The 14680-nt window shown below is 65.0% G+C and carries 16 protein-coding genes; 13 read left to right on the top strand and 3 right to left on the bottom strand.

Going from position 1 to position 14680, the window contains the following annotated elements:
- The first annotated feature begins 125 nt into the window (after positions 1-125).
- The 9 genes from ASC89_RS20815 to ASC89_RS20775 all read left to right on the top strand — a co-directional run bounded on the left by ASC89_RS20815 (position 126) and on the right by ASC89_RS20775 (position 8345).
- Positions 126-1019, top strand: a complete 894-nt coding sequence (locus ASC89_RS20815) for a carbohydrate ABC transporter permease (RefSeq protein ID WP_244488521.1) — start codon at positions 126-128, stop codon at positions 1017-1019.
- A complete protein-coding gene (locus ASC89_RS20810; protein WP_056001356.1) occupies positions 1019-1858 on the top strand; it encodes a carbohydrate ABC transporter permease in 840 nt (279 codons plus the stop codon). The genes ASC89_RS20815 and ASC89_RS20810 overlap by 1 nt, the downstream gene beginning before the upstream one ends.
- 4 nt (positions 1859-1862) lie before the next feature.
- Positions 1863-2873 carry an ABC transporter ATP-binding protein gene (locus ASC89_RS20805; protein ID WP_056001354.1) on the top strand — a complete coding sequence of 337 codons (1011 nt, stop codon included), beginning with the start codon at positions 1863-1865 and terminating at the stop codon, positions 2871-2873.
- Between the two features lie 185 nt (positions 2874-3058).
- On the top strand, positions 3059-3829 hold the full coding sequence (locus ASC89_RS20800; protein ID WP_055880985.1) for a ThuA domain-containing protein: 771 nt from the start codon (positions 3059-3061) through the stop codon (positions 3827-3829).
- 73 nt (positions 3830-3902) lie between these two features.
- Entirely contained in the window at positions 3903-4949 is a 1047-nt protein-coding gene (locus ASC89_RS20795; RefSeq protein WP_056001351.1) for a Gfo/Idh/MocA family protein, read from the top strand.
- 52 nt (positions 4950-5001) lie between these two features.
- On the top strand, positions 5002-6048 hold the full coding sequence (locus ASC89_RS20790; RefSeq protein ID WP_056001348.1) for a Gfo/Idh/MocA family protein: 1047 nt from the start codon (positions 5002-5004) through the stop codon (positions 6046-6048).
- Between the two features lie 295 nt (positions 6049-6343).
- Positions 6344-7270: a phosphotransferase family protein gene (locus ASC89_RS20785; RefSeq protein WP_056001345.1), complete on the top strand. Its 927-nt coding sequence runs from the start codon at positions 6344-6346 to the stop codon at positions 7268-7270.
- Positions 7271-7573: 303 nt separating this feature from the next.
- Positions 7574-7825: a GlsB/YeaQ/YmgE family stress response membrane protein gene (locus ASC89_RS20780; protein ID WP_055880977.1), complete on the top strand. Its 252-nt coding sequence runs from the start codon at positions 7574-7576 to the stop codon at positions 7823-7825.
- A 4-nt stretch (positions 7826-7829) separates the two neighbouring features.
- A complete protein-coding gene (locus ASC89_RS20775) occupies positions 7830-8345 on the top strand; it encodes a GNAT family N-acetyltransferase (RefSeq protein ID WP_056001342.1) in 516 nt (171 codons plus the stop codon).
- Positions 8346-8430: 85 nt separating this feature from the next.
- On the opposite strand, the gene ASC89_RS20770 is transcribed toward ASC89_RS20775, so the two are convergent.
- Positions 8431-10218 carry a bifunctional UDP-sugar hydrolase/5'-nucleotidase gene (locus ASC89_RS20770; protein ID WP_082533500.1) on the bottom strand — a complete coding sequence of 596 codons (1788 nt, stop codon included), beginning with the start codon at positions 10216-10218 and terminating at the stop codon, positions 8431-8433.
- Positions 10219-10506: 288 nt separating this feature from the next.
- Between ASC89_RS20770 and ASC89_RS20765 the strand changes: the two genes are divergently transcribed.
- Positions 10507-11160 carry a ThuA domain-containing protein gene (locus ASC89_RS20765; RefSeq protein ID WP_056001339.1) on the top strand — a complete coding sequence of 218 codons (654 nt, stop codon included), beginning with the start codon at positions 10507-10509 and terminating at the stop codon, positions 11158-11160.
- Positions 11161-11237: 77 nt separating this feature from the next.
- Here the strand turns inward: ASC89_RS20765 and ASC89_RS20760 are convergent, their stop codons facing one another.
- Positions 11238-11876 (bottom strand): NrsF family protein, encoded by a 639-nt coding sequence (locus tag ASC89_RS20760; RefSeq protein WP_056001336.1) that lies wholly within the window; start codon positions 11874-11876, stop codon positions 11238-11240.
- Positions 11869-12426 (bottom strand): sigma-70 family RNA polymerase sigma factor, encoded by a 558-nt coding sequence (locus tag ASC89_RS20755; protein ID WP_055880967.1) that lies wholly within the window; start codon positions 12424-12426, stop codon positions 11869-11871. The genes ASC89_RS20760 and ASC89_RS20755 overlap by 8 nt, the downstream gene beginning before the upstream one ends.
- A gap of 153 nt (positions 12427-12579) precedes the next feature.
- Here ASC89_RS20755 and ASC89_RS20750 point away from each other — a divergent pair, with 153 nt between their 5' ends.
- The 3 genes from ASC89_RS20750 to ASC89_RS20740 all read left to right on the top strand — a co-directional run bounded on the left by ASC89_RS20750 (position 12580) and on the right by ASC89_RS20740 (position 14678).
- Positions 12580-12921, top strand: a complete 342-nt coding sequence (locus ASC89_RS20750; RefSeq protein ID WP_056001330.1) for a hypothetical protein — start codon at positions 12580-12582, stop codon at positions 12919-12921.
- Between the two features lie 87 nt (positions 12922-13008).
- Entirely contained in the window at positions 13009-13887 is an 879-nt protein-coding gene (locus tag ASC89_RS20745; RefSeq protein WP_082528203.1) for a cytochrome b/b6 domain-containing protein, read from the top strand.
- A complete protein-coding gene (locus ASC89_RS20740) occupies positions 13884-14678 on the top strand; it encodes a molybdopterin-dependent oxidoreductase (RefSeq protein ID WP_056001325.1) in 795 nt (264 codons plus the stop codon). The genes ASC89_RS20745 and ASC89_RS20740 overlap by 4 nt, the downstream gene beginning before the upstream one ends.
- Positions 14679-14680: the final 2 nt, after the last annotated feature.

Raw genomic sequence — 14680 nt, 5'->3', positions numbered from 1 at the left:
CCGCCTAGTTCTCTTCTGCAGCAGGGGAAGCGCGCCAGATGACTGTTGAAGCCACGGCAGGGCAAGCCGTCCGAACCCAGCCCAAGATCGAGTCCGAACTGCTGAAATCGCGCGTCGGCGCGGCGATGTGGTTCCTGCTCCCGATGCTTGCGGCGCTCGCCGTGGTGGCCGGGTGGCCGCTGCTTCGAACGATCTACTTCTCCTTGACCAATGCCTCGCTGACCAACCTCTATGAGGCTGAGTTCGTCGGCTTCAAGAATTACCTGAGCTGGACCACGCTGAAGAGCGGTCGCACCGTGTTCTCTGGCCTCCTGGTCGATCCGGCCTGGTGGAATGCGGTGGGCAATACGCTGCGCTTCGCCGTCATTTCGGTGACCCTCGAGACCGTGCTCGGTATGGTCGTGGCGCTGGTGCTCAACGCCGAATTCAAGGGCCGCGGCATCGTCCGCGCCGCCATCCTGATCCCCTGGGCCATCCCCACGATCGTCTCGGCCAAGATGTGGTCGTGGATGCTGAACGACCAGTTCGGCATCATCAACGACCTGTTCATGAAGCTGGGGCTGATCAGCCACAAGATCGCCTGGACCGCCAGCGCCGACACGGCGATGACCGCAGTGCTGATCGTCGATATCTGGAAGACCACGCCGTTCATGGCGCTGCTGATCCTCGCCGGCCTGCAGATGATCCCCAAGGACATCTACGAGGCGGCCGAGATCGATGGCGTGCATCCTGTGAAGGTGTTCTTCAAGGTGACGCTGCCGCTGGTGCGGCCGGCGCTGATGGTGGCGGTGATCTTCCGCCTGCTCGATGCGATGCGCATCTTCGACCTGATCTATGTGCTGACGCCCAACAGCGCGGCGACCAAGACCATGTCGGTGATCTCACGCGAGAACCTCTTCGACTTCGACAAGTTCGCCTACGGCTCGGCGCAATCGACCTTCCTGTTCCTGATGATCGCCGTGATGACGGGGCTCTATATCTGGCTGGGCAAGGTCCGGTTCGACGGGGGAGATCGCTGATGACTCTGGACCTCTGGCACATCACCAAGCGGGTAGCGTTCTACGCGCTGGTGATCTTCATCGTCGTGGTGTCGATTTTCCCGTTCTATTACGCGATCCTCACCAGCTTCAAATCCGGCACCGACCTGTTCCGGGTCAGCTACTGGCCGACCTCGCTCTCGCTCGACAACTACATCTCGGTGCTGACCACCGGCAGCTTCCCGCGGAACTTCCTGAACTCGGTGTTCGTCGCCTCGGTGACGGTGCTGGCGGCGTTGTTCCTCGCCGTTACCGCGTCCTTCGCCTTGAGCCGCGTACGGTTCCGGGGCAGGGGGCTCTTACTGATGACCATCCTCGCGGTCTCGATGTTCCCGCAGATCGCGGTGCTGGCGGGCCTATTCGAAGTGATCCGGTTCCTCGGCATCTACAACACGCCGTGGGCGCTGATCTTTTCCTACACGATCTTCACGCTGCCGTTCACCGTGTGGGTGCTCACCACCTTCATGCGGGACCTGCCGATCGAGATCGAAGAGGCGGCCATCGTCGATGGCGCGACCCCGTGGATCATCATCTGGCGCGTCTTCCTGCCGCTGCTCTGGCCGGCGCTGGTGACGACGGGCCTGCTCGCCTTCATCGCGGCCTGGAACGAGTTCCTGTTCGCCTTGACCTTCACCTCGTCGAACCTGACCCGTACCGTGCCGGTGGCCATTGCGCTGCTGTCGGGCGGCAGCCAGTTCGAAATCCCGTGGGGCAACATCATGGCGGCATCGGTGATCGTCACCGTCCCGCTGGTCGTCCTCGTCCTCATCTTCCAGCGCAAGATCATTTCCGGCCTGACCGCCGGCGGCGTAAAGGGCTAATTCCATGGCGCATATCGAACTCAAGAACATCAAGAAGTCCTTTGGCCTCGTCGATGTGATCAAGGGCGTCGATCTCGAGATCTTCTCGGGCGAGTTCATGGTCTTCGTCGGACCGTCCGGCTGCGGCAAGTCCACCTTGCTGCGCCTGATGGCCGGCCTCGAGGACATCACCTCGGGCGAAATGACGTTCGACGGCACGCTGGTGAACGCACTGGCGCCGTCGAAGCGCGGCATCGCCATGGTGTTCCAGTCCTACGCGCTCTACCCGCACATGACGGTGTACGAGAACATGGCGTTCGGCCTCGAACTGGCCAAGTCGAGCAAGGAAACGATCAAGGAGCGGGTGGAGAAGGCGGCCGAGCTCTTACAGATCACCCCGTACCTGAGCCGCCTTCCCAAGCAGCTGTCGGGCGGGCAGCGCCAGCGCGTCGCCATCGGCCGCGCCATCGTGCGCGACCCCAAAGTGTTCCTGTTCGACGAACCGCTGAGCAACCTCGACGCGGCCTTGCGCGTCGCCACCCGGCTGGAAATCGCCAAGCTGCATCACGCGATGAACAGCTCGACCATGGTCTACGTGACGCACGACCAGGTGGAAGCGATGACGCTGGCCGACCGCATCTGCGTCCTGCGCGATGGCCTCGTGGAGCAGGTGGGCACACCCCTCGAACTCTACGAGAACCCGCAATCGCTGTTCGTCGCCGGCTTTATCGGCTCGCCCAAGATGAACTTCCTCAATGGCGAGATCGCCTCGAAATTCGGCGCCAACACCATTGGGGTGCGCTCCGAGCATATCGAGATCGCCGACCGCGACGGCGCCTGGAAGGGGAAGGTCGTGCACTCTGAAAGCCTCGGCTCGGACAGCTATGTCTATGTCGATATCGGGGCGGGCGGCGATCCGATCATCGTGCGGCAGGAAGGCACCCATATGCACCAGCCGGACGCCGCGATCTCTATCGCGCCGATCCCCGGCAAGGTCTACCGCTTCGACAAGGCCGGCAAGCCGGTCAAGAACTGACAAAATTACCGCAGGCGTCGCGATTTTCGCTGCGCCTCGTTCGATTTTCGCCGCACTTGCTTGCCAATTGCAGGGCCGCAATGCAGTGAATCCCGCCGACGATCAAACCGCTTTGAGCGATAATTATCGAAGCCTGGGCCGGAGCCATTATCCGGCCCTTTCCACGATTACCAAGGAGACCCGCCATGCCGATCCGCGTCACCGTCTGGGGTGAGAATGTCCACGAGCAGAAGAACAAGGCCGTGGCCGAGAACTACCCCAAGGGTATGCACGGCCAGATCGCCGCGCTGATCGGCGAGGACAAGAACCTCGTCCCGACCACCGTGACCCTGCAGGATGCCGAGCATGGCATGACGGTCGAAAAGCTCGCCAACACCGACGTCCTCGTCTGGTGGGGCCATGCCGCGCATGGCGAAGTGAAGGACGAGATCGTCGAGCGCGTGGTGCAGCGCGTCTGGGAAGGCATGGGGCTGATCGTGCTCCACTCCGGCCACCACTCGAAGGTGTTCAAGCGCCTGATGGGCACGCCGGCGAACCTGCACTGGCGCGAAGCCGGTGAGCGCGAGCGCATCTGGGTGGTGAACCCGGGTCACCCGATCGCCAAGGGCCTCGGCCCCTATTTCGAGCTCGAGAACGAAGAGATGTACGGCGAGCCCTTCTCGGTGCCGGAGCCCTTGGAGACGGTGTTCGTCTCGTGGTTCCAGGGCGGCGAAGTGTTCCGCTCGGGCCTTACCTATCGTCGCGGCGCCGGCAACATCTTCTACTTCCGCCCGGGCCACGAAACCTACCCGACCTATCACGACGCCAATGTCGGCAAGGTGCTGCGCAACGCGGTGAATTGGGCGTACAACCCGGATAACCACGCGCATCTGCTCAAGGCGCCGAACACGCCGGTGGATAAGGCGATCGAACACATCGTCGAGCGCGGCGCCAAGCTGACGCACCACCCCAAGTGACGCTACGGTGATCTCTGCAGGGCCGCCTTCGGGCGGCCCTGATCCCGTCTCGACCTCCAACCCCCATAGAGCGATGCGCCTTCTTATTCTCGGTACCGGCCGGATGGCCAACAGCCACGCCAAAGCCTTCCAGACCATCGAAGGCGTAGAGATGGTCGGTGCCGTCGACACCATTGCGGAAAACCTCGCGACCTTCTGCGACACCTACGGCATCGCCAACCGGTTTGCCTCCCTCGACGATGCGCTGGCCTGGGGCGATTTCGACGCCGTCGACAACATCACCCCGGATTCGATCCACCACCCGACAACGTTGAAAGTGCTGGCTGCCGGCAAGCACGTGTTCTGCGAGAAACCGCTGGCGCCGAACTATGGGCTGGCCATGGAAATGGTCGAGGCGGCGGAAACATCCGGCCTGATCAACATGGTGAACCTCACCTACCGCAACGTCGCCGAGCTGCATAAGGCGCGCGAGATCATCGCCTCGGGCATGATCGGCGAGGTCAAGCATATCGAGGCGAGCTACCTGCAGCACTGGCTGGCTTTGCGCGATTTCAACGACGCGGCGAACCTCGCCGGCACCTGGCTGTGGCGATTGTCGAAGGGCCACGGCTCGAACGGCACGGTCGGCGATATCGGCATCCACATCCTCGATTTCACCACCTTCGCCATCGGCCAGCCGATCGTCGCGATGAACAGCCGGCTGCAGACCTTCCAGAAGGTGCCCGGCGACCGCATCGGGGAGTATGTGCTCGACGCCAATGACAGCTTCATCATTTCGGCCGAGTTCGCCAACGGCGCCATCGGCACCATCCATTCGTCGCGCTGGGCCTCGGGCCACTCGAACGACCAGCGGCTGCGCGTCTATGGCAACAAAGGCGGGCTCGAGCTGAGCCACGGCCACTGGGGCTCGCTGCTCCGGGTCTGTGCCGGCGAAGACGTTGCCACTTCGACCTGGCGCGAGGTGAAGGCCGAACCGGTGAAGACCAACTACCAGCGCTTTGTCGAGGCGGTGCGGACGGGGGTGCAGGCCGATCCGGATTTCCGCCACGCCGCCGGGCTGCAGAAGATCCTCGATCTGGCGCTCGTCGCCGATCTCGACCGCAAGGAACATCGGGTCTGACCCGACCGTAACGCATACGGGCGAAATCGCCCCATCTCGAAGGAATACCACTATGCGCATGCTCATCCTCGGCACCGGCGGCATGGCCGCTCAGCACGCCAAGCACTTTGCCGCTATCGAGGGGGTGACCCTGGTCGGCGGCGTCGACGTCGATCCGAACCGGCTCGAGAAGTTCAACTTGACGCACAACATCCCGAACGGCTTTGCCTCGCTCGATGCGGCGATCGCCTGGGGCGAGTTCGACGCGGTGGCCAATGTCACGCCGGATTCGATCCACCACGCCACCTCGATCGCGGCGCTGAAGGCCGGCAAGCACGTGTTCTGCGAAAAGCCGCTGGCGACCGACGCCACCAAGGCGTTCGAGATGGTCGACGTGGCTGAGGCATCCGGGCTGATCAACATGGTCAACCTGACCTACCGGAACGTGGCGCAGCTGCAGAAGGCCCGCGAGATCGTGCTGTCGGGCGCCATCGGCGCGGTCAAGCATGTCGAGTCGAGCTACCTGCAGAGCTGGCTGGTGTCGAAGGCCTGGGGCGACTGGCGCACCGAAAGCCAGTGGCTGTGGCGGCTGTCGCGGAAGCACGGCAGCAACGGCGTGCTCGGCGATATCGGCGTCCACATCCTCGATTTCGCCTCGTATGGCTCGGGCCTCGAGATCGAGCACGTGTTCGCGCGTTTGAAGACCTTCGACAAGGCCGAGGGCAACAAGATCGGCGAGTACGAACTCGACGCCAATGACAGCTTCACCATGGCGGTGGATTTCGACAATGGCGCGCTGGGCGTGATCCATGCCAGCCGCTGGGCCACCGGCCACATGAACGAGCTGCGCCTGCGCGTCTATGGCGAAAAGGGCGGCGTCGAAGTGCAGCACCGCCACGACGGCTCGCGCCTGCGCGTCTGCCTCGGCGACAATGTCGAGAGCGGCACCTGGGAAGAAATGGAGGTACCGCCGGTGCCGACCAACTACCAGCGCTTCGCCGAGGCAGTGAAGACCGGCACGATGCAGGAGCCAAGCTTCCGCCACGCCGCCGAGCTGCAGCGGGTGCTGGATCTCGCGACGGTCTCCGAGCAGCAGCGCAAGGAATTGCCGACGCACTGAGGTTTGCGCGGCATATCATTCGACAGGTCGGTGCCGGAAAGGACCCCCACCCCTGTCCCCTCCCCGCAAGGGGGACGACAAGAGGTCGCCCCGAGGGGAGGGAGACCAAAACACTGACGCCGGTTTGGGCGTCTCCTCCCCCCTTGCGGGGGGAGGGGACAGGGGTGGGGGTCCTCTTTTCCGCACCGCCCCGTCCTCACGGTCTCTGAGCAGGGAGCTGCGCCGCGGGGCGTGGCTCCCTTTGCTTTTGTGGGGCGGCGTGTAACGTCAGGCGGCTAATCGCGGGGGAGAGAGCGTGGCGCTGCCGGAGTTTCCTGTTGTCTCCGACGAGATGCTGCACGCCATTGCGGCGCAGCACGGCATTGCCGCCGGCTCGGTGGCGCCGATGGCGCAGGTCGGAATTTTCAACGCCATCTATGCGCTGGGCGACCGGCATGTGCTGCGCGTGCCGCGCCAGCATCAGCGGTTCGAAGGCACGGCGTTGAACGAGGCGATCGCGGTGCCGCTGGCGCGAGCGGCCGGGGTGCGGACGCCGGCTCTGCTGGTGTCCGATGCGACGCGGACGATCCTGCCGGTGGCCTACGGCATCTATGAGCGGGTCGAAGGCCGGGTGCTGGAGCGTAGCGTGGCCGACCCGGCGCTGGTTGCTGCCACCTGGCGCGAGCTGGGGCGCGACCTGGCGCGCCTTCATGCCGGGGTGGAGCCCTCAGCAGCGACGGAACTGCTGAGCTGGGACGACAAGACCGACCCGCGCCCGCTGCCCGCCGAGATTGCGCGGGCCGGCTATTTCGGGGTGGCGGAGGCGGACTGGCTGACGCGCTGGCTGGATCGGCTGGCGCCCTATGCGGAGGCGCCGGGCGAGGCGCGCTTCCTGCATGGCGACAGCCAGGCGAGCAACGTGATGGTTGGCGCCGACAGCCTCGACTATGTGGCGGTGCTCGATTGGGGCGCTTGCGAGTGGGGCGACGTAGCGCGTGACTTTGCCGGCGTGCCGCTGCGGGCGGTGCCGGCAATGCTCGAGGGCTACGGAGAAACCGGGCTGATCGACGACGGGCTGCGGCCGCGCATCGTCTGGCGGCACCTGCAGATTGCGCTGCATCAGCTGCGGGGCAGGCCGGTGCCGGATTACTCCTGGGGCGAGCGGCCGATCGGCATGCTGCTGGAGGTGCTGCGGTTCTTCGGCGAGCAGCGGGACGAGGCCTGGCGGGAGTGGGGACCGTAGGCCGGTGGGTCTCTCCGCCCCTCTCACCCACCGGCCGTCATCCCGGCGAACGCCGGGACCCACTGCTCTGAGGGCCGGTCTGGGCGCGGATCGTCGCCGGTCCATCTGAGATGGTTCGGGGTGTCCGGTGCGAGCGGAAGTGTCGGCGCACTGGGTCCCGGCGTTCGCCGGGATGACGACCGAGTGTAGGGGGAGGGGACAGGGGTGGGGGTCCACAGCCACCGGCCTATCGTGTCCGCCCCCCGCCCATTGCAACCCAACCGCCTCGGGTCCATTTATGTTCGCGAGGAATCGGAGGGGCTTATGGGCATTTTGGGCGCCATCATCATTGGGTTCATTACCGGGGTCATCGCCAAGCTGATCACCCCGGGGGATCCCAAGCCGCGCGGCTTCATCCTGACCACGGTGCTGGGCATTGTCGGGGCGTTGCTGGCGACCTGGCTGGGGCACGCGATTGGCTGGTACCAGTCGGGCGAGCCGGCCGGTTTTTTCGGCGCCATTGTCGGCTCGATCATCGTGCTGCTGATCTGGCGGCAGCTGGCCAACCCGCGCTGACGCCATGGACATTCCAACAATCGAAACCGAGCGGCTGATCCTTCGCGCTTATACGCCCGCCGACTTCGACGCCTTCGCCGCCATGTGGGCCGACCCCGACGTGGTGCATTTCATCGGCGGCCGGGTGTTTTCCCGCGAGCAGAGCTGGCAGCGCTTCCTGACCCGGGCGGGGGGCTGGCAGCATCTCGGTTTCGGCTTTTTCGCGACATTCGAGAAGGAATCCGGCCACCTGGTCGGCGAGGCGGGCTTTCACGAAGCACGTCGCATCATCGAGCCACCGCTCGAGGGGACGCTCGAAGCCGGCTGGGCGCTGATGCCTTCGGCGCAGGGCTGGGGCTATGCCACCGAGGCGATGCAGGCGGCGATCGGCTGGGCCGAGACGACCTTCCCTGGCCGCCGCATGACCTGCCTGATCAATGTCGACAACCTCGCCTCGATGCGGGTCGCCGGGCGCCTGGGTTTCAAGGAGTTCGCGCGGACAATTTATGGCGACGACAAGGTGGTGTTGTTCCAGCGGTAGGTCGTTTCCCGCCTAGCCCGCATGCTGCAGTCGGGATCCCTCCCCCGCAAGCGGGAGAGGGAGCGCCGACTGCACGTTTTGGTGCTTACGGCTTCGGCGTTTCCGTAGCTGGCGCCATTGCGGGAGCCTCCATCGCTGGGGCTTCCATAGCCGGAGTCTCGGCAGGTGCCGCTGCCGGAGCCTCGGTTGTGGCGGGCGCAGCCGCCGGCGCTTCAGCCGCGGGAGCCTCGGCCGGCGCAGGTTCAGCCGCCGGAGCCTCAGCGGGCGAAGCGTCGGTGATGCGGCCGTCGGTGTAGGGGGTGTAGTCGCCGCCCAACTTGGCGATGTAGTCGGCGACCACCTTCTCGAGCGGCGGGCCGAAGTCGTAGGCATTCACCGCCTTGGTGCCGAACAGCTCGTAGCCGTCGCCGCCGCCGCGCACATAGTTGTTGGTGACGAGGCCATAAGTCTTGGCCGGGTCGATCGGCACCCAGTTATCACCATCCTTGACCAGCACGTCGGAGATGCGCGAGCCGGCGGGCTTGGACTTGTCGAAGGTGTACTTGAGGCCGGCGACCTGCGGGAAGCGGCCGGCGACTTCCTCGATCTGGCTCACGCCGTTTTCCAGCGAGGCGACGAGGTCGGCGCCGGTAAGCTGGAAGGTGGCGAGGGTGTTGGAGAACGGCAGCACCGTCAGCACTTCACCCATGGTGATCTCGCCGGCATCGATCGACGCTCGCAGGCCACCCGAGTTGGCGATCGAAATGCTGACGCCCTGGTCGGCGACGCGGTCGAGCTGGGCATCGGCGACGAGGTTGCCCATCGAGCATTCCATGACGCGGCAGACATTGCGGTCGCCCTGGATAAGCTCGGTGGCGTTGCCGATGACTTCGGCCTTCAGCGCCTCGAGCGGCTTGCCGAGTTCGGCGACGCGATCGAGGAAGCCCTGGTCGGGGGTCACCGAAGCATCGAGCAGGATCGGCGCGCCAGTGGCGGAGATGACCTTGCCGGCATCGTCCCAGGTGACCTTCAGGTCGCCCAGCACCTTGCCGTACTGGCCGGCCTGGACGATCGGCACGTCGACGCCGTCGGGGTTCTTCACCAGGGTGGGGTAGGGGCCGGCTTCGCCTTCGCCGGTGCCGAGGAAGGTGTGGGTGTGGCCGCCGACGATCACGTCGATGCCGGAGACGTCCTTGGCCAGGTCCTGATCGACATTGTAGCCGATATGGCTGACGACGATGATCTTGTTGATCCCGGCCGCTTCCAGCGCGCCGACGGCGCCCTTCACATATTCGGTGACGCTCTCGAACGCGACGTTCGGGCCGGGCGAGGCGATATCGGGGGTATCTTCGGTGGTGGCGCCGATGACGCCAACCTTCTCACCGCCGATATTGAGGACGATCACGCCCTTGGGCAGGCCCTTGAGGTCGGCGTCCTTGGTGGTGTCGAAGTTGCCGCCGATGATGGGGAACTTGGCCGAAGCGATGAACTTGGCGAACTCGGCCGGGCCATCGTCGAACTCGTGGTTGCCGGTGGCGACCACGTCGAAGCCCATGTCGTTCATGAAGTCGGCGACGATCTCGGACTTGTACTGGGTGTAGAACAGCGAGCCCTGGAACTCGTCGCCGGCCGAGAACAGCACGCTGTTCTCGCCTGCCGCCGTGGCCTTGGCGCGCTCAGCGTCGATGGCGGTCTTCAGGCGCGCAATGCCGCCGAAGCACTCGCCCTTGGTTTCGCCCTCAGCGTTACAGGTCGAGTCGGTGCCGGTGATGGATTCGAAGCGCGAGTGGAAATCATTGATGTGGAGGATTTTGAGCGAGAACTCGGCCTGCGCCGCGCCGGTGAATCCGGCCGATAGCGCCAGCGCCGCGGCGCCGAACAACAGCTTCTTCATATCCCTGTTCCTTTGCGTGGAATCCGGTTGGTCCGGACTCTTCTCGCACTGCATTGCAACGTCGGTGTAACAAGCATCGGGCATGCCGCTGGCCGTCATCCGCAACCCCAGTGGAAGCGCAAGTTAACTATAGAACGGACGGGAGCGGAAGGGCGTGGAGCGACGCTTTTGGGCTTCCATGAGCGGCCGGTTCGGTTACTCTCCGCCCGCTTTCGATCGCCGGTTACCGCGTGATCGGACCGGAGAAGTCAGCAGCTTTTCCCGATCACGTTTTTTTAGGAGTCGACTATGCGCAGTGCCTTGATCGTCTGGGGTGGGTGGAACGGGCACGACCCCGAGGAATGCGCGGCAATCTACCGGCGCTGGCTGCATGAAGACGGCTATTCGGTGCGGGTCGAAACCGACCTCCAGGTGTTCGCCGATCCGGCAATCCACGAGCTCAGCCTGATCATTCCGATCTACACGATGAGCAAGATCGAGAAGGAACCGCTGGCGAATCTGGTCAAGGCCATCGAAGGCGGCGTTGGCCTTGCCGGCCACCATGGCGGGATGAGCGATGCGTTTCGCGACGCGGTCGATTACCAGTTCGTGGTCGGCGGGCAGTGGGTGGCGCACCCGGGCAACATCATCGACTACACGGTGGATGTAACGAAGCCCGAAGACCCGATCATGCAGGGGATCCCCGCCTCGTTCCCCTACACCTCCGAGCAGTATTACATGCACATGGACCCCTCGGTCGAAGTGCTGGCGACCACGACCTTTTCCGGCCAGCACGCGGCCTGGACCAAGGGCGTGGTAATGCCAGTGGTGTGGAAGCGGCTCTACGGCGCCGGCAAGGTGTTCCACTCGACGCTCGGCCACCAGGCCAAGGAGTTCGAGAACCCGCAGATGGCGACGATTCTTCGCCGGGGTATCAACTGGGCGGCGCGGGCTGAGGCTTAGGGGATAGCACCGCACTCTCAGTGATCCTCCCCCGCGTGGCGGGGGAGGATTACATAGAGGCCGGCGAACGGTAGTCCCTACCACCGCAGCGCAAAGCGGCCGATCAATGCCCCGATGATCGCCGTGGCGAGCACACCTGCGGTGTACCAGATGGCGATGAAGGGCATGCCGCTTTCGGTGCAGTGGAAGGCGTAGACCCAGACGCCGGCGCCGCCGGCGAACAGCCCGGCGGCGAAGCCGGCGAGGGTCGGGTTGGTCGGCGCGGCGCGGCGCATGGCGAGGATGACCGCGGCATAGATCGGGGCCGCGAGCGCGACGATGTAGAACGGGCAGCGCAAAGCGGTGTTGCCCATCACCAGGCGGCCCATCTGGTCGGGGCCCATCAGCACCAGTTGCAACAGGCCGCCGGCGCCGACCAGCAGCACGAGAATGGCGAGGCCGATCACCTGCCGGCGCAGTGTGCCGCCCGGTCGCGCCAGGTTGAGCGCGGCGATGCCGCCGATAATGGCAAAGCCCGCCGTATAGGCGAACTTGGTCCAGAACATCATGCTGCCGGGCGCTTCCATCATGTCGGACCTGGGGCCCAGCCAGGCGAGCATGATGATCGCCGACAGCACGATGCCGAGGCCGGCCCAGCCGAACAGGCGGACCTGCAGGGCGCGACGAGGGGTCGGCTTCAGGTCGGCGGTCAGCCGGTCGAGCAGCTCGTCACTCATCGGAGCGCCCTCCAAAGCGGTCGGCGAGCGATTTGAGCCCGCGGTGGATCGAGACCTTCACTGCCGATTCCGACATGCCGCTGCGCGCCGCGGCTTCGGCGATCGAGGCACCCTCCAGCCGCACCTGGCGGATCAGGTCGGCGCGGCGGGCGGGCAGGCTCGAGAGCACCGTATCGACATCCATGCGGGCGCTGGCGTCGCCGGTTTCGTCGCGGGCGAACAAAGCCGCATCGTCTTCCAGCGGCACGGTGGCGCGGACCTTGCTGCGGCGGAAATGGTCGATCAGCTTGTAGCGCGCGATGGCGTGCACCCAGGCGGTCAGCGGCTGGTTGCGGTCATAGGTCAGCCGTCGCGTGTGGATGGCCATCAGGGTTTCCTGCACCAGGTCGTCGCTGTTGGCGGCGAGCGCGGGGGTTAGGCGGCGCGCGAAATACGGCCGCAGGGTGCGGCGCAATTCCTCGAGCAGCATGCGATAGGCGCTCGCATCGCCGTCGAGCGCCTTCAGCATCAGCGCGCGAAGCCGCGCTTCCATGTCCGAGGTGACGCTCATTGAATCCTGAATTCGGCCGAGGTGCCGGAAAGGTTACACCCGGCCGCGCACTCTGTCGCGCTGTCACGAACGCGTGACGGCGGTAACCGTGCGCGTTTGGGCCGCGAACTCCTTCCCGTAACCGCCGCACGAGCGGCCAACGGGAGACTTTAGATGAAAGCCGTTCTTTCCGCCCTTGCCCTCGCCGCGACGCTGGGTTTTGCGGGCCATGCCGCCGCCGAGGATGCCATGGCGACGCCGATGGCTGCCGAACCGATGGCAGGCGACGCCATGGCTGCCGCGTCCGGCGACGCCATGGCTGCCGATCCCATGGCAATGACTCCGGAAGCGATGCTGAAGGCCTGCCTCGAGAAGGCAGGCATGGAAGCCGATGCGATGAAGAAGGACGAGGCGAGCAAGGCCTGCCACACGGCGCCGATGGCTGGCGATGCCATGAGCGGCGACGCCGTGTCCGCCACGCCCATGGCCGATGGCGCCATGGCTCCGGCGCAATAAACTATCCGTGATAAGCTGCAATCGCTCCCCGAACTGCCGTTCCTAAGGGCAGGCGGGGAGCGACGCCGGGAACCTTCGGGGGAATAAGTGACCGATCAGGCAATCGACAGAGTTGAGGTCGAACGAGAGGCGAAGCCGAAGGGGCCGCTGATCTATCGGCAGGCGATCCTGACCCGCGTCACCCATTGGGTGTGGGCGATCGCCATGTTCTTCCTGTTGCTCTCTGGCCTGCAGATCTGGAACGCCCATCCGGCGCTCTATATCGGCGCCCAGTCGGGCTTCGAGTTCAACAATGAGATCCTGAGGATCGGCGCGGAGAATACCGACGCCGGGCCGCGCGGCTTCACCACGGTGTTCGGGCAGAAGTTCGATACCACTGGAGTCCTCGGGATGAGCGAGCTCAGGGGGAACTCGAACTTCGTCGGTTTCCCCGGCTGGGCCACTATCCCGTCGTTCCGCGATCTCGCGACCGGCCGGGTGGTGCATTTCTTCTTTGCCTGGATCCTCGTCGGCGCGCTGGCCATCTGGCTGGTCTCGAGCCTTTTCAACGGGCACCTGTGGCGCGACGTGATCCTCAAGCCGCGCGATTTCCGTGAGCTGCCAAGGGACATCTGGGAGCATATCCGGTTCCGCTTCCACCATCGCCGAACCTATTCGCCGCTGCAGAAAGTCGCCTATTTCGGGGTGTTCTTCATCCTGTTCCCGCTGATCATCCTCACCGGGCTCGCCATGTCGCCGACGATGAATGCCGGCTGGCCATGGCTGGTCGAAGTGTTCGGCGGGCGGCAGACGGCGCGCACCATCCACTTCATCGTCATGGTGCTGCTGGTGCTGTTCTTCGTGGTGCACATCGCCATGGTGGTGCTGGCGGGACCGATCAACGAGCTGCGCTCGATGATCACGGGGTACTATCGCACCAGCCCCGGCACCGAGCCCGACGCGCCCAAGAAGGAGAAGTCGAAATGAGCCGATTGATCCTCAACCGCCGCCGGCTGCTCGGGCTCGGCGCGGCCTCCGCCGGCTCGCTGGTGCTGGCCGGCTGCGACCAGTTCGATTTCCTCGGGGCGCGCAACGACCCGGTGCGCAACTTCCTCGAGCGGGCCAATGAGCTGACCTACAGCGCGCAGCGGGCGCTGGTCGGCGAGCAGGCGCTAGCCAAGGAATTCTCCGAGAGCGAGATCCGCCAGGGGCAGCGCCCGAACGGCTCGACCGATCCGCGCAATATCGAGCTCTATCGCGATCTCGAGGCGAGCGGCTTTGCTGCCTATAAGCTCAGGATCATCGGGCTGGTGGAAACGCCGAAGGAATATTCGCTCGCCGAGTTGCAGAACATGCCGTCGCGCACCCAGATCACCCGGCACGACTGCGTCGAGGGCTGGAGCTGCATCGCCAAATGGACCGGCGTGCCGCTGAGCCGGCTGCTGGACGAGGCCAAGGTGCAGCCGACGGCGAAGTTCGTCGTCTACCACTGCTACGACCAGATGGGCGGCGGGCTTTCGGCGCCCGAGGCCTATTACACCAGCTCCGACCTGATCGACGCCTTCCACCCGCAGACCATCGCGGCGTTCGGCCTCAACGGCGGCGCGCTGCCGGTCGCCAATGGCGCGCCGGTCCGCATCCGGATCGAGCGGGCGCTCGGCTACAAGCAACCCAAATATGTCCACACCATCGAGCTGGTCGACAGCTTTGCCAAATTCGGCCTGGGGCAGGGCGGGTACTGGGAAGACCACGGCTATGATTGGTATGGGGGGATTTGAGC

It is taken from the genome of Devosia sp. Root413D1, from assembly GCF_001425235.1.
Taxonomy (GTDB): domain Bacteria; phylum Pseudomonadota; class Alphaproteobacteria; order Rhizobiales; family Devosiaceae; genus Devosia_A.
Note: the sequence above shows the minus strand (reverse complement) of the source record. Positions and strands in the feature narration are given on the sequence as shown.

Excerpts from the sequence above, each read along its gene's own strand:
- ASC89_RS20780 (WP_055880977.1), top strand. The coding sequence starts at position 7,574 with ATGGGCATTTTGGGCGCCATCATCATTGGGTTCATTACCGGGGTCATC.
- ASC89_RS20765 (WP_056001339.1), top strand. The coding sequence starts at position 10,507 with ATGCGCAGTGCCTTGATCGTCTGGGGTGGGTGGAACGGGCACGACCCC.
- ASC89_RS20810 (WP_056001356.1), top strand. The coding sequence starts at position 1,019 with ATGACTCTGGACCTCTGGCACATCACCAAGCGGGTAGCGTTCTACGCG.
- ASC89_RS20775 (WP_056001342.1), top strand. The coding sequence starts at position 7,830 with ATGGACATTCCAACAATCGAAACCGAGCGGCTGATCCTTCGCGCTTAT.
- ASC89_RS20790 (WP_056001348.1), top strand. The coding sequence starts at position 5,002 with ATGCGCATGCTCATCCTCGGCACCGGCGGCATGGCCGCTCAGCACGCC.
- ASC89_RS20815 (WP_244488521.1), top strand. The coding sequence starts at position 126 with ATGTGGTTCCTGCTCCCGATGCTTGCGGCGCTCGCCGTGGTGGCCGGG.
- ASC89_RS20795 (WP_056001351.1), top strand. The coding sequence starts at position 3,903 with ATGCGCCTTCTTATTCTCGGTACCGGCCGGATGGCCAACAGCCACGCC.
- ASC89_RS20750 (WP_056001330.1), top strand. The coding sequence starts at position 12,580 with ATGAAAGCCGTTCTTTCCGCCCTTGCCCTCGCCGCGACGCTGGGTTTT.
- ASC89_RS20740 (WP_056001325.1), top strand. The coding sequence starts at position 13,884 with ATGAGCCGATTGATCCTCAACCGCCGCCGGCTGCTCGGGCTCGGCGCG.
- ASC89_RS20800 (WP_055880985.1), top strand. The coding sequence starts at position 3,059 with ATGCCGATCCGCGTCACCGTCTGGGGTGAGAATGTCCACGAGCAGAAG.
- ASC89_RS20760 (WP_056001336.1), bottom strand. The coding sequence starts at position 11,876 with ATGAGTGACGAGCTGCTCGACCGGCTGACCGCCGACCTGAAGCCGACC.
- ASC89_RS20770 (WP_082533500.1), bottom strand. The coding sequence starts at position 10,218 with ATGAAGAAGCTGTTGTTCGGCGCCGCGGCGCTGGCGCTATCGGCCGGA.
- ASC89_RS20805 (WP_056001354.1), top strand. The coding sequence starts at position 1,863 with ATGGCGCATATCGAACTCAAGAACATCAAGAAGTCCTTTGGCCTCGTC.
- ASC89_RS20755 (WP_055880967.1), bottom strand. The coding sequence starts at position 12,426 with ATGAGCGTCACCTCGGACATGGAAGCGCGGCTTCGCGCGCTGATGCTG.